Source organism: Boseongicola aestuarii (genome assembly GCF_900184815.1).
GTDB lineage: Bacteria > Pseudomonadota > Alphaproteobacteria > Rhodobacterales > Rhodobacteraceae > Boseongicola > Boseongicola aestuarii.
Genome location: NZ_FXXQ01000001.1, coordinates 15,295 through 33,601 on the forward strand (window position 1 = coordinate 15,295; position 18,307 = coordinate 33,601).

At 58.0% G+C, this 18,307-nt stretch carries 20 protein-coding genes; 12 read left to right on the forward strand and 8 right to left on the reverse strand.

Annotated features, from left to right (window positions below):
* Positions 1–22: 22 nt before the first annotated feature.
* The 5 genes from BOA8489_RS00085 to BOA8489_RS00105 form a co-directional block, all read right to left on the reverse strand.
* Positions 23–271, reverse strand: a complete 249-nt coding sequence (locus BOA8489_RS00085) for an acyl carrier protein (protein WP_093971957.1) — start codon at positions 269–271, stop codon at positions 23–25.
* On the reverse strand, positions 268–1,467 hold the full coding sequence (locus BOA8489_RS00090) for a dihydrolipoamide acetyltransferase family protein (protein ID WP_093971958.1): 1,200 nt from the start codon (positions 1,465–1,467) through the stop codon (positions 268–270). Before BOA8489_RS00090 ends, BOA8489_RS00085 begins: the two co-directional genes overlap by 4 nt.
* Positions 1,464–3,461, reverse strand: coding sequence for a pyruvate dehydrogenase (acetyl-transferring) E1 component subunit alpha (pdhA, locus tag BOA8489_RS00095; RefSeq protein ID WP_093972449.1), 1,998 nt, complete (start codon positions 3,459–3,461; stop codon positions 1,464–1,466). The genes BOA8489_RS00090 and pdhA overlap by 4 nt, the downstream gene beginning before the upstream one ends.
* 2 nt (positions 3,462–3,463) lie before the next feature.
* A complete protein-coding gene (acsA, locus tag BOA8489_RS00100; RefSeq protein WP_093971959.1) occupies positions 3,464–5,209 on the reverse strand; it encodes an acetate--CoA ligase in 1,746 nt (581 codons plus the stop codon).
* Positions 5,210–5,322: 113 nt separating this feature from the next.
* Positions 5,323–6,171 (reverse strand): universal stress protein, encoded by an 849-nt coding sequence (locus tag BOA8489_RS00105; RefSeq protein WP_093971960.1) that lies wholly within the window; start codon positions 6,169–6,171, stop codon positions 5,323–5,325.
* An 81-nt stretch (positions 6,172–6,252) separates the two neighbouring features.
* Here BOA8489_RS00105 and BOA8489_RS00110 point away from each other — a divergent pair, with 81 nt between their 5' ends.
* Both BOA8489_RS00110 and BOA8489_RS00115 read left to right on the forward strand, forming a co-directional pair.
* A complete protein-coding gene (locus BOA8489_RS00110; protein WP_245813611.1) occupies positions 6,253–7,248 on the forward strand; it encodes a DnaJ C-terminal domain-containing protein in 996 nt (331 codons plus the stop codon).
* The gene (locus BOA8489_RS00115) at positions 7,245–7,544 is read left to right on the forward strand and encodes a chaperone modulator CbpM (RefSeq protein ID WP_093971961.1); all 300 of its coding nucleotides are present in this window, start codon (positions 7,245–7,247) and stop codon (positions 7,542–7,544) included. Before BOA8489_RS00110 ends, BOA8489_RS00115 begins: the two co-directional genes overlap by 4 nt.
* 20 nt (positions 7,545–7,564) lie before the next feature.
* On the opposite strand, the gene BOA8489_RS00120 is transcribed toward BOA8489_RS00115, so the two are convergent.
* Genes BOA8489_RS00120 through BOA8489_RS00130 form a run of 3 tightly spaced genes read right to left on the reverse strand, consistent with a single transcriptional unit; the run spans position 7,565 to position 9,401 of the window.
* A complete protein-coding gene (locus BOA8489_RS00120; protein WP_093971962.1) occupies positions 7,565–8,620 on the reverse strand; it encodes a YeeE/YedE family protein in 1,056 nt (351 codons plus the stop codon).
* Positions 8,621–8,655: 35 nt separating this feature from the next.
* Positions 8,656–9,030, reverse strand: coding sequence for an ArsR/SmtB family transcription factor (locus tag BOA8489_RS00125; protein ID WP_093971963.1), 375 nt, complete (start codon positions 9,028–9,030; stop codon positions 8,656–8,658).
* A gap of 5 nt (positions 9,031–9,035) precedes the next feature.
* Positions 9,036–9,401, reverse strand: a complete 366-nt coding sequence (locus BOA8489_RS00130) for a hypothetical protein (RefSeq protein ID WP_176440150.1) — start codon at positions 9,399–9,401, stop codon at positions 9,036–9,038.
* Positions 9,402–9,485: 84 nt separating this feature from the next.
* Here BOA8489_RS00130 and BOA8489_RS00135 point away from each other — a divergent pair, with 84 nt between their 5' ends.
* From BOA8489_RS00135 to BOA8489_RS00180, 10 genes are all read left to right on the forward strand, one after another.
* Positions 9,486–10,226 (forward strand): cytochrome c biogenesis CcdA family protein, encoded by a 741-nt coding sequence (locus BOA8489_RS00135; RefSeq protein WP_093971965.1) that lies wholly within the window; start codon positions 9,486–9,488, stop codon positions 10,224–10,226.
* Positions 10,227–10,241: 15 nt separating this feature from the next.
* Positions 10,242–10,820: a thioredoxin family protein gene (locus tag BOA8489_RS00140; protein WP_093971966.1), complete on the forward strand. Its 579-nt coding sequence runs from the start codon at positions 10,242–10,244 to the stop codon at positions 10,818–10,820.
* A gap of 88 nt (positions 10,821–10,908) precedes the next feature.
* Complete coding sequence (soxX, locus tag BOA8489_RS00145) at positions 10,909–11,379, forward strand: sulfur oxidation c-type cytochrome SoxX (RefSeq protein ID WP_093971967.1); 471 nt, start codon at positions 10,909–10,911, stop codon at positions 11,377–11,379.
* Between the two features lie 34 nt (positions 11,380–11,413).
* Positions 11,414–11,830, forward strand: coding sequence for a thiosulfate oxidation carrier protein SoxY (gene soxY, locus BOA8489_RS00150; protein ID WP_093971968.1), 417 nt, complete (start codon positions 11,414–11,416; stop codon positions 11,828–11,830).
* Between the two features lie 24 nt (positions 11,831–11,854).
* Positions 11,855–12,184 (forward strand): thiosulfate oxidation carrier complex protein SoxZ, encoded by a 330-nt coding sequence (soxZ, locus tag BOA8489_RS00155; protein WP_093971969.1) that lies wholly within the window; start codon positions 11,855–11,857, stop codon positions 12,182–12,184.
* A gap of 23 nt (positions 12,185–12,207) precedes the next feature.
* A complete protein-coding gene (soxA, locus tag BOA8489_RS00160) occupies positions 12,208–13,059 on the forward strand; it encodes a sulfur oxidation c-type cytochrome SoxA (RefSeq protein WP_093971970.1) in 852 nt (283 codons plus the stop codon).
* Between the two features lie 88 nt (positions 13,060–13,147).
* Positions 13,148–14,842 carry a thiosulfohydrolase SoxB gene (gene soxB / locus BOA8489_RS00165; RefSeq protein WP_093971971.1) on the forward strand — a complete coding sequence of 565 codons (1,695 nt, stop codon included), beginning with the start codon at positions 13,148–13,150 and terminating at the stop codon, positions 14,840–14,842.
* Positions 14,843–14,854: 12 nt separating this feature from the next.
* The gene (gene soxC / locus BOA8489_RS00170; protein WP_093971972.1) at positions 14,855–16,126 is read left to right on the forward strand and encodes a sulfite dehydrogenase; all 1,272 of its coding nucleotides are present in this window, start codon (positions 14,855–14,857) and stop codon (positions 16,124–16,126) included.
* Positions 16,110–17,591, forward strand: coding sequence for a c-type cytochrome (locus BOA8489_RS00175; protein ID WP_093971973.1), 1,482 nt, complete (start codon positions 16,110–16,112; stop codon positions 17,589–17,591). Before soxC ends, BOA8489_RS00175 begins: the two co-directional genes overlap by 17 nt.
* The gene (locus BOA8489_RS00180; protein ID WP_093971974.1) at positions 17,588–18,298 is read left to right on the forward strand and encodes a c-type cytochrome; all 711 of its coding nucleotides are present in this window, start codon (positions 17,588–17,590) and stop codon (positions 18,296–18,298) included. The genes BOA8489_RS00175 and BOA8489_RS00180 overlap by 4 nt, the downstream gene beginning before the upstream one ends.
* The last annotated feature ends 9 nt before the right edge of the window (positions 18,299–18,307 follow it).

Sequence of the window (18,307 nt, forward strand, 5' to 3'; positions counted from 1 at the left end):
CGGCGACTGAACGAGGTCTCGGTCAAGCCGGGGCCTTTTTCGACAAATAACCGACAAGATCGTCGAAGCTTTCCATCTGGTCATAGTCGGCTTCGGGAATGTTGAGGCCCAGAAGCTTGCTCAGGGCAGTGACGAGGTTCAGGAAGTCCATGGAATCAATGTCGAATTCGTCTCGCAGATTTTCGCTGCGATCGATGTCGTCAGCGTCGATATCCGGCGCGATGCGGTTAAGCTCGGCTTTGACGGCGGTCTCGATGTCCTGTTTGTTCATAGCTGTTCCGGCCTTTGAAGGTTTTTGTCGATGGCTTTCAGGAAAAGTGCGCCCCGGTGGCCGTCACTGACGCGGTGGTCGGCGGAAAGCGTCAGGGACGAGGTTAGCCTTGGCGCGACTTCACCGTCGTGGACGGCAGGCTGAAGGCGTGGTGTGCCCAGCCCGACGATGGCGACCTGCGGCGGGTAGATGACACCGTAAAGTTGGTCGACGCCGCGGTCGCCCAGACTGGTGAGGGTTATGGTTGCCTCCGAAAGTTCGCGCGCTCGCAGACGCCCGGTTCGAGCGCGTTCAACGAGGTCGCGCAGGTCGGTCATCAGATCTTCTATGGGTTTGGCTTCGGCGTCAAAGAGGGCTGGCGCGATCAGGCCGCCGCCGCGGATGTTGACGGCGAAGCCGAGGTGAACGGCGCCACTCTGGTGGAACGCATCGTCGATGTAGTGGCCGTTGAATTCCGTGTACTTGGAAAGCGCTTTTGCCAAGGCTCTGGCATAGACAGCACCCAGCAAGAGCCGGTCTTGGGGCGCGCGGTCGGCGTTGAATCTGGTGACGAAGTCGTCGGCGGCTGTCAGGTCGACCGCGTGAGAGAGGTAGTAGTGCGGGATTTCGCGGTTCGAGCGCGACATGGCGGATGCGATGGCGCTGCGCATCGAGGAAACGGGCGCAGGCTTGGGCGTGGCTGCGGCTTTGGGCGTGGGACTTTCTAGGTCGGCCAGCGTTATTGTGCCTTTGGACGCGATACTGGACAGGTCGATACCTTGTTGCGCGGCGCGTCTGCGGGCGGCAGGTGTGATGCGGGGACGGCTGTCGGGTTTGGGGCTTGATCGCTGTTGTTGTGGTTGCGGGGGTGTGGGTTCGATTGGTTTTGGTTCCGGCTCTTGGGCGACATGTTCGGGTTTTGGCGCGGGCGTGGGATTGGGATTGGGCGTCGGTTCGGGCGCGGGTTCGGTTGTTGCCTCACCCTCGGCGAGAATCGTGGCAAGAGGGGCGCCGACGTCGACTTTAGTGCCAAGATCCACAAGCCATTCCTGCAGGGTGCCGTCTTGGAAGACCTCGATCTCGATCGTTCCTTTTTGTGTCTCAACGGCGGCGATGACATCGCCGCGTTTGACCGGTTCGCCGGGCTGAACGAGTTGTTCCACGAGGGTGCCGGCCTCCATGTCGGCACCAAGGGATGGCATCAGGAACTTGCTCATGGTTGGACCGTCATCAGGTTTCGGGCGGTGTCGATGATTTTGGCTGTCTGTGGAATGGCCGCCTGTTCAAGGTGTTGAGGGTAGGGGATCGGAACTTCCTCGCTGCAGACGCGAGCGAGGGGGGCATCAAGTTCGAAGAAGGCCTCTTCCGCAAGTCGCATTCCGATTTCAGCCGCGATGCTGCCGGTTTTCCAGCCTTCATCAACGATAAGGGCGCGGTGGGTCTTGGCGATAGAGGCGATAATCGTGTCCATGTCGAGCGGGCGTAGCGTGCGCAGATCGATGACTTCGGTTGAGATACCCTCGTTCGAAAGCACTTCGGCGGCGTCGAGTGTCTTGAAAAGCGAACCGCCGTAGGTGATCAGGGTGATGTCGGTACCCGTCCGGCGCACAGCGGCCTTGTCAATGTCCACCGGACCGGCGTTTTCAGCTAGATCGCCTTCCCGGTTGTAGAGCATGACGTTCTCGAAGATCAGCACCGGGTCGGGATCTTCTAGAGCTGTCCAGAGCATCCCGCGGGCGTCTTCCATCGTGGCGGGCGTTAGGACGCGCAGGCCGGGGATGTGGGCATACCAACCTTCGAGGCTGTGCGAGTGTTGTGCCGCCAGTTGTTTTCCCGCGCCGGTGGCCATGCGGATGACCACGGGCACGCCGAACTGGTTGTTAGACATATGCCTAAGCGTAGCGGCGGTGTTAAGGATTTGATCGAGCGCAAGGAGCGAGAAGTTGACGGTCATCAATTCGACGATCGGGCGCATTCCCGCGATGGCAGCTCCGATCCCGGCACCGGTGAAGCCGGATTCCGAAAGTGGTGTGTCGCGGATGCGGTCGGCTCCGAACTGATCGAGCAGCCCTTTGCTGACTGCGTAGCAACCGCCGTAGTGCCCCACGTCTTCACCCATCAGGAACACACGGTCATCGCGGGTGAGAGCGTCCACTATCCCGGCCTTGATGGCTTCGCGATAGGTTGTGTTCGTCGATGCACCGGGGGTAACCGGTGACGGCGCGGGGGGACGGATGCCGGACATGACGTGATTGGTCAGGTTTTCAAGCGGCTCGTCGGTTCCGGCTTCTGCGAAAGCGACGGCTTCGGCGATTTCGGCGTCGACCTCTGCGATGATCTCGGAGACTTCTTTGGCGTGCAGAAGGCCGGTTTTTTCAAGCCATGTCTGGAACCGGACAATCGGACCCTTCCTGCGCCATTCCGCGATCTCGTCCTTCGAACGGTAGAGCTGTGCATCGAACATCGAGTGTGCGCGGAAGCGGTAGGTCTTGCATTCGAGGAAACAAGGTTCGCCCGTGTCCCGGATGTGTTTCAAGGCGCGTCGCGCGGCAGCTTCGACCGCGACGATGTCCATTCCATCGACTGTCTCGGCGTTTAGCCCGTAGCTGGCCGCCTTAATGCTGATATCCGTTTCGGATTCAGTCAGGTTAAGGGCGCTCCCCATCGCGTAGCCGTTGTTTTCGCAGACAAACAACACCGGTAGTTTCCAAAGAGTGGCGAGGTTAAGGCTTTCGTGAAACTCACCTTCGGCAACGGCGCCCTCACCGAAAAAGCACGCGGTAACAGCCTTGGTCTGTTCGAGATGGTCTGCAAGCCCTAGTCCGACGGCCATGGGCAGGCCACCGCCGACAATGGCGTTGCCGCCATAGAAGTTCTGGTCGCGGCTGAAGAGGTGCATGGAACCGCCGCGTCCACCTGCGCAGCCTTCGCTCTTGCCATACATTTCGGCCAGTACGGCGCCCATTGGCACGCCGCGGGCAAGCGCGTGGCCGTGTTCGCGATAGGTGGCGACGACGCGGTCTTTGTTATCGAGAAGCGGAATGATCCCGGAGGCGATGGCTTCTTCTCCGTCGTAGAGGTGCAGGAAGCCACGAATTTTCTGCTGTGTGTAAAGCTCGGCGCATTTATCCTCGAAGTGGCGAATGCGGATCATGGACTTGAGCAGATCGCGGACATGGGCATGGTCGAGGTGGGGTTTGAGGTCTGTCATCGTCATTTCTCATCGCTTTCCAGTGTTGAGATGTCGCCTTCGGGCAGTCCCAGTTCGCGGGCTTTCAACAGCCGGCGCATGATCTTGCCGCTGCGGGTTTTGGGTAGGTTTTCGCGGAAGGCGATTTCCTTTGGGGCGACGGCAGGGCCGAGGCGTTTGCGGGCGTGGCCCATCAGGTCAAGCATCAGTTCGTCGGACGGTGTGTGGCCGGGCTTCAGTGCGACATAAGCCTTGACCATTTCGCCCGCAGTTTCGTCGGGTACGCCGATCACACCGACTTCAGCGACGGCATCGTGTTCCATCAGTGCGCTTTCCACCTCGAAGGGTCCGATGAGGTGGCCGGCACTTTTGATCAGGTCATTGCCGCGCCCGACGAACCAGAAATATCCGTCGCTGTCGCGCATCGCGAGATCCCCGCTGAGATACCAGCCATTGCTGAAGCATTTGTCGTAGCGCGCCTGTTCATGCAGATAGCCGCGCATCATCGAGGGCCACCCCGGCCTGAGGGCAAGTTCGCCCATGGCCAGCGGTTCAGTCAGTTCCTTCGCGCCATCTTCCGTGACCTCGACGATGCCTGCCTCGATACCCGGCATGGGTTTGCCCATCGAGCCGGGTTTGACGTCCATCGAGGCGTAGTTGGCGATCATGATGCCGCCGGTTTCTGTCTGCCACCAGTTGTCGTGGAAGGGTATTCCGAAGGTCTCCTGTCCCCAGACGACTGCTTCGGGGTTCAGAGGCTCGCCGACGCTGGCCATGAAGCGCAGCGCCTTGAAGGTACGAACCTGGGTAGCTTCCTTGCCAGCCTTCATGAGCATTCGAATGGCCGTAGGGGCGGTGTACCAAACGTTGACAGCTTCTTTTTCGAGAATGTCATACCATCGATTGGTGTCGAACTCGGCTTCGTCGATGATCATTGTGACGCGGTTCGTTAGCGGAGCGATGATCCCGTAAGAGGTTCCGGTGACCCATCCGGGATCGGCGGTGCACCAATAGATATCGCCGGGCCGAAGGTCGAGGGCGAGGCGGCCGGTTGTGTGGTGGGCGACCACGGCTTCGTGCACATGGACGACGCCTTTGGGTTTGCCGGTGGTCCCTGAGGTGAAGTGCAAAAGCGCGGTGTCTTCGGGGTCCATCGGTTCAATGTCGAAAGCGTCGGAAGCCTTCTGCATCAGGGGGGCGAGAGCCGTTGTGTCCATTTCTTCAGCGTCGATCAGAATGACCTCGCGCAGGTCGGGGAGGTGGTCACGCAGGTTTTTCAGTTTGCGTTTGTAGAGCCGCGACGACGTAATTATCGCGTTTGCTCCGCCGATCTCCATGCGAGACTGGATCGGTTCCGGGCCGAAAGCTGAAAAGAGCGGGCAAAACACGGCTCCGGCTTTCAGTGTCCCGAGCGCGGCGATGTAAAGCTCGGGGACGCGTCCGAGCAGCGAATAGACCTTGTCACCTTTTTTGATACCGCGACTGCGCAGGATATTTGCGAAACGGTTAGTTCGATCCTGAAGATCCTTAAAGGTGAAATCGGTGCGCTCGCCCGATTTGGCGATCCAGCGCAGCGCGATCTGTGCGCCGTGACCTGCAGCGACGTGGCGGTCGACGGCCTCAAATGCGATGTTCAGTTTTCCGCCTGGCAAGCCATCAATCAGTTTGTGCGCATCCGCCCAGGCAAAAGTTTCATGCACTTTGCGGTAGTCCGGCATGTTGGCGGTTTGACCCGCGCTTCGGGGTTTCTTTATGACCTCGTATTCCATCGACCGCTCTCTCCCTTGGTTCCAGCGATTTGGCGGTGAGAGTAGGGGCGGGATCGAAGGTCGAAATGACGAATATCAATTCGGCCTTTAGTTCGGGTCGCGCCCTTGTCGGTCTAGTGCGTCATGAACACGGCGGTCTCGGTCTGATGCAGCATTGAGCGTGTCGTGCCGCCAAGCACCAGTTGTCTGAGGCGGGATCGCCCGAATGCACCCATGACAACCAAATCTGCGCCGATTTCCTGAGCGCGGCGTTCGATACTGGCGGCAATGTCGGCGCCACCGCTGGCGTATTGGTTGACCGTGACCTGGCAGCCGTGGTGGCTGAGCCATTTAGCCACGTCAGTGCCGGGATCTTCACCGTTGTTTGCCTCGTTTGCTTCTGCGTCGAATGTGCAGACGAAGACGTCTTCGGCCGCTTTCAGGATCGGCAAGGCGGCGTGAACGGCGCGGGAGGCCGGAAGCTCGGTATCCCAGGCGACGAAGACGCGCCCCGGCGTGGGAATGCGCGATGAATTGATCACCAGAGGTGTTGGGGAATTGAAGAGCACACCGTAGCAGGCGGAGTGGAAGATATCGGCGTCGCCCGACCGCATGCTGTCGGCCACAAACACCAGATCGCAGACCAAAGCGCGGCGGGCGACGGCGGCGCGCACATCAATGGGATTGCATTGGACAACCTGTACATCCCCGGAGGTACCTTCCGCCTGAAGGATCGCTTCGAGCGCATCGGCGCGTTCTTTCATCCGCTCGCGGGAGGTGTTCAGTTCATCAATCCATTCCGCCGAGACCTCTGGCGTAGAGTAGGGGAGCGCGCCGAATGCGCTGACAGGATAGGCCGGGGGAAAGCACAGCATCAGGCAGATCAGTCTTGCGTTCTTTGCTGCCGCCATTTCAGCAAAGGCGCGCACCTCTTCGTCCGCTGTTGCTTCAATTGTCAGTAAGAGCAGAGTTTGGTTTTCCATTGGGTTTCCTTTGCAGTGGTGGTGCGGGCTGTTTTTGGCAGCGAGCTGAGATCACTTTGCGCATTCTAAACATGATTGGTCATGACATACGTCAAATCCGTCGTTCGTGTTTTTGCGATATTGGCCGCAACCAACGGAGCAACCACGCAAATGGAATTCAAGGATTACTACGCGATTCTTGAGGTTTCACCCGAAGCCACAGACGAAGAGATCAAACGGGCCTATCGCAAGCTGGCGCGCAAAAACCACCCGGACCTGAACCCTGGTCCGGAGGCGGAAGAGACGTTCAAGAACATAAGCGAGGCCTATGAGGTCTTGAAAAGTGCGGAGTCGCGGGCCGAGTATGACGCAATGCGCAGAGGTGGTGGGCGGAAACCGGGTGGCGGGCGCGATTGGCAGGGTGGCTTTTCGTTCAGTGGCGAAGACCCAGAGGCCGCGGCACGGTTTAGCGATTTCTTTCATTCGACCTTCGGGCGCGGTGATCCTTTCGGGCGCGGCGGACCAATTCCGAGTGATATTCACGCGCGGATCGTCCTGAACATTGAGGACAGTTTTCGCAGCCCGACCCGGCTGCTGACGGTCCCGATCCAGAAGATCGGTGTCGACGGACGAATCACGATTGAACAGCGCGAGATGTCGGTGCGTATTCCAAAGGGAATTACCGAAGGCCAGACCATTCGCTTGTCCGGCAAAGGTGTCGGAGGTGGACCGGGGGAGCCGACGGGGGACGTCTATCTTGAGGTGAGTTTTGCGCCTCATCCGATCTATCGCGTCGAGGGCAAGGATATCTATATGGACCTGCCAGTTTCACCTTGGGAGGCGGCGTTGGGGGGCAAGGTCGTCTTGCCGACACCCGGAGGCAAGGTTGATCTGACAATTCCGAAGAACGCCCGTGCGGGGCAGACGTTGAGGTTGAAGGGCAAGGGGCTGCCGGGTCAGCCTGCGGGCAATCTTTTGGCGTCTCTGGTGATCGTGAACCCGGATGTTACCAATGATGAGGCGCGGCGGCTCTTTGAGCAGATGGCAAGTGAGATCTCATTTGACCCCCGCCGCAATCTAGCAAGGAGGGCTACATGAAGATAGCAAAGCAAGACGTGGAAATTGTTGATGTTATGACCCTTTCGGAGCTTGGTCGATTCTGTCGGACGGATGAGGATTGGGTGGTTGAGCTTGTGCAGCACGGCGTGCTTGAACCACAGGCGCGCACTGGTCAGGAGTGGACGTTTCACAGCGTACAGATCGCGCGGGCAAAAAAAGCGCGGCGGCTCAATCGCGATCTTGGGATCAATCCTGCCGGAGTCGCGGTGATCCTTGACTTGTTGGACGAGCGCGATGCGCTGCGGCGCAGGTTGGCCTGGTTTGACGAGCGTTAGGGGGCCGGTCTGTCGCACCGTTATTCTGCGGGCAGGTGCCCAACGATAAGCTGTCGCAGTCCAAGGGCTGCGCCTGCAAAGATCGCAGCGGATGCAATCGGGGCACTGTAGGCCAGCATGGAAAAGGCGGAAATGCCCTGGCCGATGCTGCATCCGACAGCGAGGATCGTGCCGGCTCCCATCATGGCCGCGCCTGCGATCTGTCGGCCAAGTTCGCGGGGGTCATCGCAGGCTTCCCAGCGGAAATGCCCTTTGGAATAGGAGCCAAGCGTGGCGCCGATGATCACACCGAGGACCGATCCGACGCTGAAGGATACGGAATTGCCGGAAGCGGTCATGGCGTAGTAGATCGTGTCACCAATGGGGGCGGCGAAGGTGTGGGTTTCGATGGGTTCCGTCGCAAAACCGTTTTGAGAAATCCAATAGGTTCCAACCCAACCCGAGATGACCGCGAGGCCCACGACGCTTCCCCAGAAGATATAGGAATAGGAGTGACGCATTTCGTGGCTTGAAAGGCCGATGACGAAGAGTATCGCACCGATGACGATGCCTGTGACGGACGCGGAAACCCCAAATACATTTTGGAACAGGTGCGAGAAGCCTTGCAGATTGGCCGCGCCTTCTTCCACAGGAAACAGCCAGACGCGCGCATGGGCGAGGGGGCCAGACATCACGATGTAAGCTGAAAGACCCATGACGACCACGATGATCAGCGAGCGCAGATCCCCGCCTCCGAGGCGGGCAAGCGCGCCATAGCCACAGTTTCCGCTAAGCGCCATTCCGTATCCGAAAAGCAACCCTCCGATGACCGTCGCAAACGGGTTCCAGACGCGATCGAGATAGGTACTTTCGGCTGCATCCATGTGACCCGTGGACAGTGCTATATGGGTTCCCATGATCGCGACGCCCAGTGCAATCGCCCACATGCGCAGGCGCCGATCATCTGATGAATACAAAAGGTCCTCGATGGCACCAAGCGTGCAGAACCTGCCAATGCGCGCCGCAAGACCGAGCGCAAGTCCTCCAATCAATCCAAGCAACGCAGCGGCTTGTGCCTCTGTCACTAGTTCCAACATGTGGCCCTCCCTGGCGCAGCAGGCTTCTTTGGACTTTACTGCGCGTCCGACCTGCAAAACAGGTCATAGACGACTTCCATGATTTGCTTTGGACGATCGTCTGTCAATCTGTAGAAGATGATCTTGCCTTCCCGCCGTGGTGTCACCAGTCCTTCGAGGCGCAGACGGGACAACTGCTGCGAGACGGCAGCCTGTCGGGCGGAGAGCAAATCCTCCAGCTCGGTTACGGATTTTTCACCGGATGCGAGGTGGCACAGGATCATCAGCCGCCCCTCGTGACTGATCGCCTTGAGGAAGTTGGACGCGTTCATCGCATTCTTTGCCATGCGGTCCATGTCTTCAGGGCGCGTGTTCTCGTCAAACACCGGCAGTTTGGAGTGGCCCGTTTCGGACTGGTTATCTAGGCTCATTCGCGTCACCCCGCTCCTTTGATCGAAGGATCGGAGCGTTCAAGCATCATTCCCAGCAACCCCCAGAAGAAATCTTCGCCCGGATATCCTTCAATGCGGCCGGATTCTATGCCATCGCGCACGAGAATGAAAGTCGGGCTGAAGCGGACCTTGGAGACTAGCGAGATGCCGTCGGGCGGGGCGCCGTGCATGTCAAAGCGCACCAGCGGTGCGGCGCGGCCTTCTGGGGTTTTGGGGTAGATTTCAGAGATCTCCGCATTCCAGCGCGCGCACCACATGCAGCCGTCTTCTTCGGCCATCAACAGCAGGGTTTCGGCCGAAAGCTGTATCGGGAGCCACGTCAAAACCAAAATAAGAAGGGTGCGGAGCATGGATTTCATATCGCTTCGTTTGACGCGGCATTTGTTCGATCATAATCTAATATTTGAATTCTTCAATCTTTATGGCAGAATTGCATGTTCGATATCACTATTCTGGGCGCACTTCTGGCAGGTTTGCTGTCATTTCTATCGCCCTGCATTCTGCCAATTGTGCCATTTTATCTGTCATATCTCGCAGGCGTCGGGATGAATCAGATTTCCGCCGAGGCGCGCGTCACGCCCGAAGTGCGTCGACGCGCATTGATCGGGTCGGTGCTTTTTGCGCTGGGGGTCATCACAGTCTTTATCGGACTTGGAGCGACGGCGACGGCTTTCGGGCAGCTTGTCCGGGAGTACTTCGATGTTCTGCGATATCTTGCGGCGGCGCTGATCATCGCCATGGGGTTGCATTTTCTCGGAGTGGTCCGGATCGGGTTTCTCTATCGCCAATTGCGAGCGGATGTAGGTGAAACATCGAACCTCGGGTATGTGGGGTCATATGTCATCGGTCTGGCGTTTGCCTTTGGCTGGACGCCATGTGTCGGGCCGGTTCTGGCGGCGATCCTGTTTACTGCGGCGGGTCAGGAAACGGCGTGGCAGGGCGCAATGTTGTTGTTTTTCTATGGCTTAGGCATGACGCTGCCGTTCATTGTAGCGGCGCTCTTCATCGGGCCGTTCATGTCATGGATGGCGCGTTTTCGAAAACACCTGGGACTGGTGGAAAAGCTCATGGGGGCGTTTCTCGTGCTTTTCGGAATTCTTATCGCAACTGAAACCATCAATATAATCGCTCAATGGATGCTTGATACCTTTCCGGTTTTCAGCGCCGTCGGGTGACGTCAGGAGGCTATCATGAAGAAGATACTTGTGGCACTGTTTGCGCTTACGCTGGCGGGCAATGTCCAGGCCGCGGAGCTTGGAGACGACGGTCTTCATAAGACCGACTGGATGCGCGATACCTTCAAGGACCTGCAAGAGGACCTTGCCGACGCGAATGCCGAGAATAAGCGGTTGATGCTGATCTTTGAGCAACGAGGCTGCGTTTACTGCAAAAAGATGCATGCCGAGGTATTTCCGGATCCGGAGATCGCGAAGGTCATCTCCGACACCTACTTTGTGGTGCAACTAAACCTTCACGGCGATATCGAAGTAACCGACTTCGACGGAGAGACCTTGAGCGAAAAGCGGATGGCGCGAAAGTGGGGGATTCTCTTTACGCCGACCATAATGTTCCTGCCCGAAGAAGTAGGCCCTGATCTGTCCGCTCCTCAAGCGGCGGTCGCCATGATGCCGGGCGCATTTTCGCGGGGTACGACGCTCGATTTGCTGACTTGGGTGGCAGAGAAAAGGTATCTCCTTGACGGAGATGAAGATTTCCAACGTTATCATGCCCGCCGGATCCTGGAGCGGGACAACGGGTCTACGGACTAACAAATTAAATAATTCAAAAAATTGAATTTGTTGTTGCTTGAATCGGATTGTGTGCCTTAGTGTACGAAAAAGACCTAAGGGAGGGCCTATGAAAAAACTACTTACAGTTGCGGCAACAGCCACTTTGGTTGCGCTTCCAATCAGTGCAGAAACAGTTGCACCGACGAATGTCGCTTTTAGTGACGGCGCGGTCAGCGGATCGCTTACCGGCGTTGCAGGAAACCCCGCTGAAGGCCGGGTCCTGATGAACAAGGGGTCCGGAAACTGCATTGCATGTCACGCAGTCAGTGACTTAAATGACCTGCCGTTTCACGGAGAGATCGGCCCGAACCTTGATGGTGTCGGCGACCGTTGGAGCGAAGCCGAGCTTCGGGGAATCATCGCGAATGCGAAAGAAATGTTCCCTGAGACGATGATGCCGTCGTTTTATAGAACGACCGGCTACGTCCGGCCAGGAAATGCATTCACCGGCAAGGCCGCTCAGGGAGAGTTGGAGCCATTGCTGACGGCACAACAGGTTGAAGACGTCGTCGCATATTTGCTGACGCTCAAGGAATGATCGGCCGAGGCCGGGAAGAGATGGAGATCAGAACATGAATTTTACACGTCGTGAAACACTGTTTGTCGGCATGGGGGCGGTCGCAATGGCGGCTTTGCCAGTGCCGGCGCTCGCTTCTGTCGAGGACGCAATTGCGGCCTTCACTGGTGGGGCGGAAACAGGTTCAGGAGGCATCACGCTTTCAACGCCCGAGATCGCAGAGAACGGCAATACCGTGCCAGTCGAAGTATCGGCGCCCGGCGCAGTGTCGATCATGCTGTTGGCTGCGGGGAACCCGAACCCGGACGTAGGCACGTTCAACTTCGGGCCGCTCGCCGCGTCTCAGAAAGCCTCGACTCGCATCCGTCTTGCCGGAACGCAGGACGTGATCGCGATTGCCAAAATGGCGGACGGCACGTTCATGCGTGCGTCCAACGAAGTAAAAGTAACAATCGGCGGCTGCGGCGGCTAACTCAAGATAGAAGGAACCCAAATCATGGCAGAAGGTGTAAAACCCCGCGTCAAGGTACCAAAAACGGCTTCCGCTGGTGAGGCCGTCACAATCAAGACGTTGATCAGTCACCAGATGGAATCCGGGCAACGCAAAGACGGTGACGGCAACGTCATTCCGCGTTCGATCATCAATCGCTTCGTGGTGGACTTTAATGGCCAGAACGTCATTGACGTGACGCTTGAGCCTGCGATTTCCACGAACCCGTACTTCGAGTTCGAAGCAATCGTGCCGGAAAGCGGCGAGTTCACATTTACTTGGTACGACGACGACGGTTCGGTCTACGAGGACAAACAAACAGTCGACGTTAGTTGAGCGCGCGAAAAGGGAGGGATATAATGAGAAAAACAATTGCGATTTCTTCTGGCGCCATGGCGCTTTGCCTATTGGTCACTCCGGCTCTTGCAGAGCCGGACGAGGATCAGTTGGTGATCAACGGAGACCTTGAAATGATCACCGAGGCCGATGCGCCCGATCATCTTGAGTATATCAGTACGATCTATTCAGGCTGGCGTTTTCGGACCGATGACACTCAGGCGTTTCAGATGGACGACTTCGACAATCCGGCGATGCTGACGGTCGACAAGGCTGCCGACGCTTACTCGACGGTCGAGGGTGACGCAGGCGAAAGCTGCGCGTCTTGTCACGGCGATGTCGAAAGCTTTGCAGGTCTGGGCGCGACGATGCCGAAGGTTGACGAGGAAACCGGCAAGCTTGTGGTCATGGAAGACCTGATTAACGAGTGCCGAACCGAGCGTATGCAGGCCGACGCATGGACCTGGTCGGGTCAGGACATGCAGGGCATGGTCGCCCACATCGGTCTTCAGTCGCGGGGCATGCCGGTGAACGTGGCCATTGACGGTCCTGCCGAGCCATTCTGGCAGCAGGGCAAGGACATGTACTACACGCGCTTTGGTCAGCTTGAGCTGAGCTGTGCGAATTGCCACGAAGACAACTATGGCAACATGATCCGCGCCGACCATCTGAGCCAGGGACAGACAAATGGCTTTCCTGTGTATCGTCTGAAGCAGGCGAAGTTGATCTCTCGTCACAACCGTTTCCGCGGCTGTATTCGGGACACACGCGCTGAGACATTTGCCGAAGGCTCCGACGAATTCCGGGCGCTGGAGCTTTATGTTCAGTCGCGTGGTAACGGGCTTTCGGTAGAGACTCCCGCGGTTCGTCAGTAAATTCGATTATGGCCCATCCCCCATAGTGGGGGGTGGGCCTTTTTTTGAAATAACGCATTCAAGAATGCGAATTTGAAGGGGTGGCGCAATGATCTCGCGGCGCGATTTTTTGCAGGCTTCAATGGCGGCTTCGGCAATTGTCGGAGGGTCTGGTTTCGGGAACTGGGCGCGACTGGCTGCTCAGCAACGACTTACTCAGGACCAGCTTCTTCAGTTCGATACGTTCGGGAATGTCTCGCTGATCCACATCACGGATATTCACGCGCAGATGGTGCCAATCTATTTCCGTGAACCATCGGTAAATATCGGAGTGGGTGGCAATGCGGGTGTCGTGCCTCATATCACCGGGGCCGATTTCCGGCGCGCTTATGGGATTGAGGACGGCAGTCCGTCGCATTACGCTTTGTCTGCTGGCGACTTTTCCGCTCTGGCGCAAAGCTATGGCCGCATGGGCGGATTGGACCGTGTGGCGACCGTCATCAATTCCATCCGTGCGGATCGCCCCGATGCTTTGTTGTTGGACGGTGGGGACACATGGCACGGGTCTTATACTTGTTACCACACTGCCGGTCAGGACATGGTGAATGTCATGAACGCGCTGCGTCCCGATGCGATGACCTTCCATTGGGAATTTACGCTTGGTTCAGATCGCGTGCATGAGTTGGTTCAGGGGCTGCCTTTTGCGGCCTTGGGTCAGAATATCTTCGATGCGGAATGGGACGAACCGGCGGAGTTGTTCCCGCCCTATCAGTTCTTCGAGCGTGGTGGCGTAAAGATCGCCGTGATCGGGCAGGCGTTTCCTTACATGCCGATTGCCAATCCCGGTTGGATGTTTCCCGAATATTCGTTCGGTATTCGCGATGAAAACATGCAGGAGATCGTCGATGAGGTTCGGGCGCAAGGAGCGGAGTGCGTCGTTTGTCTGAGCCACAACGGCTTTGACGTGGACAAGAAGATGGCAACGATCGTGTCGGGGATCGATGTGATCCTGTCGGGCCACACGCATGATGCTTTGCCCGAGCCGGTGCTGTCCGGCGAGACGATTATCGTGCCGTCGGGGTCGAACGGCAAGTTCGTCAGCCGTGTGGATCTGGATATTCGGGATGGTCGGATGATGGGTTTCCGTCACAAGTTGATCCCGATCTTCGCGGATGTGATCGAGCCGGACAAAGACGTGGCGGCGGTCATTGAGGCTGAACGGGCTCCCTACAAGGATCAGCTTTCAGAGGTCATCGGCCAGACGGACGAGCTTTTGTACCGGCGCGGGAATTTCAACGGTACTTGGGATGATTTGATTTGTGATGCGCTGCTTTCGGAACGTGATGCCGAAATTGCACTAAGCCCGGGTGTGCGGTGGGGGCCATCGATGATCCCCGGCCAGGACATTACCCGTGAGGACCTCTGGAACGTCACGTCCATGACTTACCCGGAGGCATATCGCACTGAAATGACAGGCGAGTTTCTGAAGATCGTTTTGGAAGACGTTGCGGATAATATCTTTAATCCCGATCCGTTCTTTCAGCAAGGCGGAGACATGGTGCGCACTGGCGGGCTTGGATATCGGATTGAAATTGACAAGCCTCAGGGCGAGCGCATCAGCAACATGACACTGTTGTCCAGCGGTGAGCCGATTGATCCGGCGCGCAATTATGTCGTCGCAGGCTGGGCCAGCGTGAATGAGGGTACGGAGGGCCCACCGATCTGGGACGTGGTCGAGGCGCATATCAAGGCGCAAGGCACCGTATCGCTTCAACCGAATAACTCCGTGGAAGTCGTACTCTAGAGGAAGCCTAAGATGAAATCATACCTAACCCGCCGAGCGCTCCTCCGTTCGGGCATAGCAAGTGGGGCATCGCTTGTAGCGGCCGGAACTGTGGCTGCTCAAGACGGCCCAGACCCGCTGATCATCGAGACCCAAGACTGGGCGATGTTCACCGGCGACGCCGTTGATGCGACACCCTACGGGATGCCGATTCGGTTCGAGGCGGATGTCATTCGCCGCAATGTGCCGTGGCTGACGGCGGATCCGATCAGTTCGATCAACTTTACGCCGATCCATGCTTTGGACGGGACGATCACGCCGCAGGGATGTGCTTTTGAGCGCCATCACTCGGGCGCGATCGAACTGGCGAAGGAAGACTATCGGTTGATGCTCAACGGTCTGGTCGATCAGCCGTTGATCTTTACCTACGAGGATCTTGAGCGTTTCCCGCGCGAGAACCATGTGTATTTCTGTGAATGTGCGGCCAACACCGGAATGGAATGGGCCGGAGCTCAGTTGAATGGTGTTCAGTTCACACACGGCATGATTCACAACATGGAATACACCGGCATTCCGCTCCGCACGCTTCTGAATGAGGCAGGTCTTGGGGCGGCTGGCGATCTTGCGGACAAATGGGTTTATGTCGAAGGGGCGGACGCATCGTCGAATGGTCGCTCGATTCCGATGGAAAAGGCGCTGGACGATGTGATCGTCGCGTTCAAGGCCAACGGCGAGGCGCTGCGCAAGGAGCACGGGTATCCTGTGCGATTGGTGGTGCCGGGCTGGGAAGGCAACCTTTGGGTCAAGTGGCTGCGCCGGATCGAGGTCACCGACGTGGCTGTCGAGAGCCGCGAAGAAACGTCCAAATACACTGATGTTCTGGCGGATGGCACTGCGCGGAAATGGACCTGGGTGATGGATGCGAAATCGGTCATTACTTCGCCCAGTCCCCAGCAGCCGATCACGCATGGCAACGGGCCGCTTGTGATCACGGGTCTGGCATGGTCCGGGCGCGGTAAGATCACGCGTGTCGATGTCTCAAAGGACGGTGGGATGACCTGGGAAACGGCGCGGCTTGGTCGTCAGGGAGACACCAAGGCGCTGACGCGGTTCTATCTGGATACTGAATGGAATGGCGAGCCGTGGCTCTTGCAGGCGCGGGCAATGGACGAAACGGGATACGTCCAGCCGACAAAGGATCAGTTGCGCGAAGTGCGTGGCGAGAACTCAATCTATCACAACAACTGCATCCAGACGTGGGCACTCGCGTCGGACGGGAGGGCCGAGAATGTCGAAGTCTCCTAATTCAAACATCTTGTTTCCGGCAGTCGGGGGCGCGGCGCTTCTGATCGGTGGGGCGTTTGCGGCCGCCAGCGTCGGATACGGAAATGACCGGATCGAAACGCTTCAGCAGAGTTTTGAACGCGAGCGGGCGACGGCGCAGGCGCAGGCGCTGCGTGTAAGCGAGCTTGAGGCGTCGTTGTCTGAAGTGCAGTCAAGCGCGGCGGAGCAGCTTCAGGCGATTGAGGAAACGACGGCGTCACGGGTGCAGGCCCTGGAGCAGGAAGTCGCCACACTGCGTATGCAGGTGGAGACCGCCGGTCAAAGGGGTGATGTAGCTTTGGCGTCCAGTTCGGGTACGGCGACGGTTCACTCGCAAGGCGTTCCCGCGTCTGGGGCGGCTTTGGGTCTGGGACGGCCTGCTTTCGATGAGGAGATCGCAGCCTGGGACGTGAAAGTTCTGCCCGACGGGCGCGGATTGCCCGAAGGGTCTGGCGATGTTTGGACCGGCGATGAGGTTTTTGCCGAGTATTGCGCCGCTTGCCACGGTGACTTTGCCGAAGGACGGGATGCCTGGCCTGTCTTGGCGGGTGGCTTTGACACGTTGGACGACCGCGACCCGGTCAAGACGGTTGGATCGTATTGGCCCTATCTTTCGACGGTTTGGGATTATGTTCACAGGTCGATGCCGTTTGGTGCGGCGGGGACGCTGACCGACGATGAAGTTTATGCGATAACCGCGTATATTCTTTACTCAAATGATCTGGTCGATGAGGATTTTGTCTTGTCGCGGGAGACCTTTGGGGATGTCGTCATGTATAATGCCGATGGCTTTATCGTCGATGATCGTCCGGTAACGGAATACCCGATCTGGACGGGTGAGCCGTGCATGTCTGACTGCAAGAGCGCCCCGGCAGAGATCACACGCCGGGCAACCGATGTCGGCGTGACGCCGGCGGATGATGGCTCAATGGCGGAAAGCCAAATGGAAAAGGAATTGGCGTCACTTGGCGGTGTCGAGTGGGGCAAAGAGCGTGTGGCGGGCAGTGTCTTCATGGACCCCAACGCCGAGCCGGAAGAGGAGGCCGCGGCAGAAGAGGCTCCGGCGGAACAGGTCGCAAGCGCTGAGAGCACAACCGATGCCACGGCGGCAGCCGAGGGGCCTGATCCGTCATTGGTGGCTGCGGGGGAATCCGCGTTTCGTCAGTGCGCAAGCTGTCATCAGATTGGCGAAGGCGCAAAGAACCGCTCGGGACCACAGCTGAACGGGGTTTTTGGCCGCGTTGTCGGCAGCGTCGAGGGCTTTCGGTATTCCAATGCCATCAAGGACGCCAGCAGCGAGGGCGTAGTGTGGGACGAAGAGACGCTCTCAGGCTTTCTGGCGGATCCGAAGGGCTATCTGAACGGCACGCGAATGTCGTTCCGTGGCGTGAAGGATGAAGCGGATCTGGCGGCGATCATCGCCTATCTGGCGTCCTTTCAGGAATGACGAGGGGCGCCTGTATAAGGGCCAGCACGATTGGTCTGGCGCTTGTGGTGCAGGCGTCCTGGGCGCATGCGCTTGGGAACATCGAAAACGGGGAATCGCTCTTTCGCCAATGCGCTGGCTGTCACGAGGTTGGCGAAGGTGCGCGCAACAGGGTTGGTCCGCAACTGAACGGAATATTCGGGCGGACGGCAGGGACTATTGAAGGCTTCAGATACTCCAATGCCTTTGAGCGCGCAGGCGCGAAAGGGCTTGAGTGGCATGCTGAGGAACTTGATGTCTTTCTTGAGAACCCAAAGCAGCTTGTGCCCGGTACCCGCATGAGTTTTCGCGGGTTCAAAGACCCGGTCCAGCGCGCCGATGTGATCGCTTACCTGCGGCAGTATTCGGACTCGCCGTCTGATCTTCCTGAAGCTGACGCGACCGCGACGGCCACGGATCACGATCTGGCGCCGGAGATCCTCGCACTTGAAGGGGACGCGGAATACGGGGAATACCTTTCCAGTGAATGCACCACGTGCCATCAAATTGACGGTGCAGATGCAGGTATTCCTTCGATTGTTTTCTGGCCGGAGACGGATTTCGTCGTTGCTATGCACGCTTACAAGAACAAGCGCCGGGAGCATCCGGTGATGAACATGATTGCCGGGCGATTGAACGAAGAAGAGATTGCAGCGCTTGCTGCGTATTTCTCGAATTTGGAAAATTGATAAGTCATC

Bases quoted from the DNA above. Each gene is read 5' to 3' on its own strand.
- soxY (WP_093971968.1), top strand. From the start codon at position 11,414: ATGAATTTTACACGTCGTGAAACACTGTTTGTCGGCATGGGGGCGGTC.
- BOA8489_RS00135 (WP_093971965.1), top strand. From the start codon at position 9,486: ATGTTCGATATCACTATTCTGGGCGCACTTCTGGCAGGTTTGCTGTCA.
- BOA8489_RS00090 (WP_093971958.1), bottom strand. From the start codon at position 1,467: ATGAGCAAGTTCCTGATGCCATCCCTTGGTGCCGACATGGAGGCCGGC.
- BOA8489_RS00130 (WP_176440150.1), bottom strand. From the start codon at position 9,401: ATGCTCCGCACCCTTCTTATTTTGGTTTTGACGTGGCTCCCGATACAG.
- soxC (WP_093971972.1), top strand. From the start codon at position 14,855: ATGAAATCATACCTAACCCGCCGAGCGCTCCTCCGTTCGGGCATAGCA.
- soxX (WP_093971967.1), top strand. From the start codon at position 10,909: ATGAAAAAACTACTTACAGTTGCGGCAACAGCCACTTTGGTTGCGCTT.
- BOA8489_RS00110 (WP_245813611.1), top strand. From the start codon at position 6,253: ATGACATACGTCAAATCCGTCGTTCGTGTTTTTGCGATATTGGCCGCA.
- BOA8489_RS00105 (WP_093971960.1), bottom strand. From the start codon at position 6,171: ATGGAAAACCAAACTCTGCTCTTACTGACAATTGAAGCAACAGCGGAC.
- soxZ (WP_093971969.1), top strand. From the start codon at position 11,855: ATGGCAGAAGGTGTAAAACCCCGCGTCAAGGTACCAAAAACGGCTTCC.
- soxA (WP_093971970.1), top strand. From the start codon at position 12,208: ATGAGAAAAACAATTGCGATTTCTTCTGGCGCCATGGCGCTTTGCCTA.
- BOA8489_RS00120 (WP_093971962.1), bottom strand. From the start codon at position 8,620: ATGTTGGAACTAGTGACAGAGGCACAAGCCGCTGCGTTGCTTGGATTG.
- pdhA (WP_093972449.1), bottom strand. From the start codon at position 3,461: ATGACAGACCTCAAACCCCACCTCGACCATGCCCATGTCCGCGATCTG.
- BOA8489_RS00180 (WP_093971974.1), top strand. From the start codon at position 17,588: ATGACGAGGGGCGCCTGTATAAGGGCCAGCACGATTGGTCTGGCGCTT.
- soxB (WP_093971971.1), top strand. From the start codon at position 13,148: ATGATCTCGCGGCGCGATTTTTTGCAGGCTTCAATGGCGGCTTCGGCA.
- acsA (WP_093971959.1), bottom strand. From the start codon at position 5,209: ATGGAATACGAGGTCATAAAGAAACCCCGAAGCGCGGGTCAAACCGCC.
- BOA8489_RS00140 (WP_093971966.1), top strand. From the start codon at position 10,242: ATGAAGAAGATACTTGTGGCACTGTTTGCGCTTACGCTGGCGGGCAAT.
- BOA8489_RS00175 (WP_093971973.1), top strand. From the start codon at position 16,110: ATGTCGAAGTCTCCTAATTCAAACATCTTGTTTCCGGCAGTCGGGGGC.
- BOA8489_RS00125 (WP_093971963.1), bottom strand. From the start codon at position 9,030: ATGAGCCTAGATAACCAGTCCGAAACGGGCCACTCCAAACTGCCGGTG.
- BOA8489_RS00115 (WP_093971961.1), top strand. From the start codon at position 7,245: ATGAAGATAGCAAAGCAAGACGTGGAAATTGTTGATGTTATGACCCTT.
- BOA8489_RS00085 (WP_093971957.1), bottom strand. From the start codon at position 271: ATGAACAAACAGGACATCGAGACCGCCGTCAAAGCCGAGCTTAACCGC.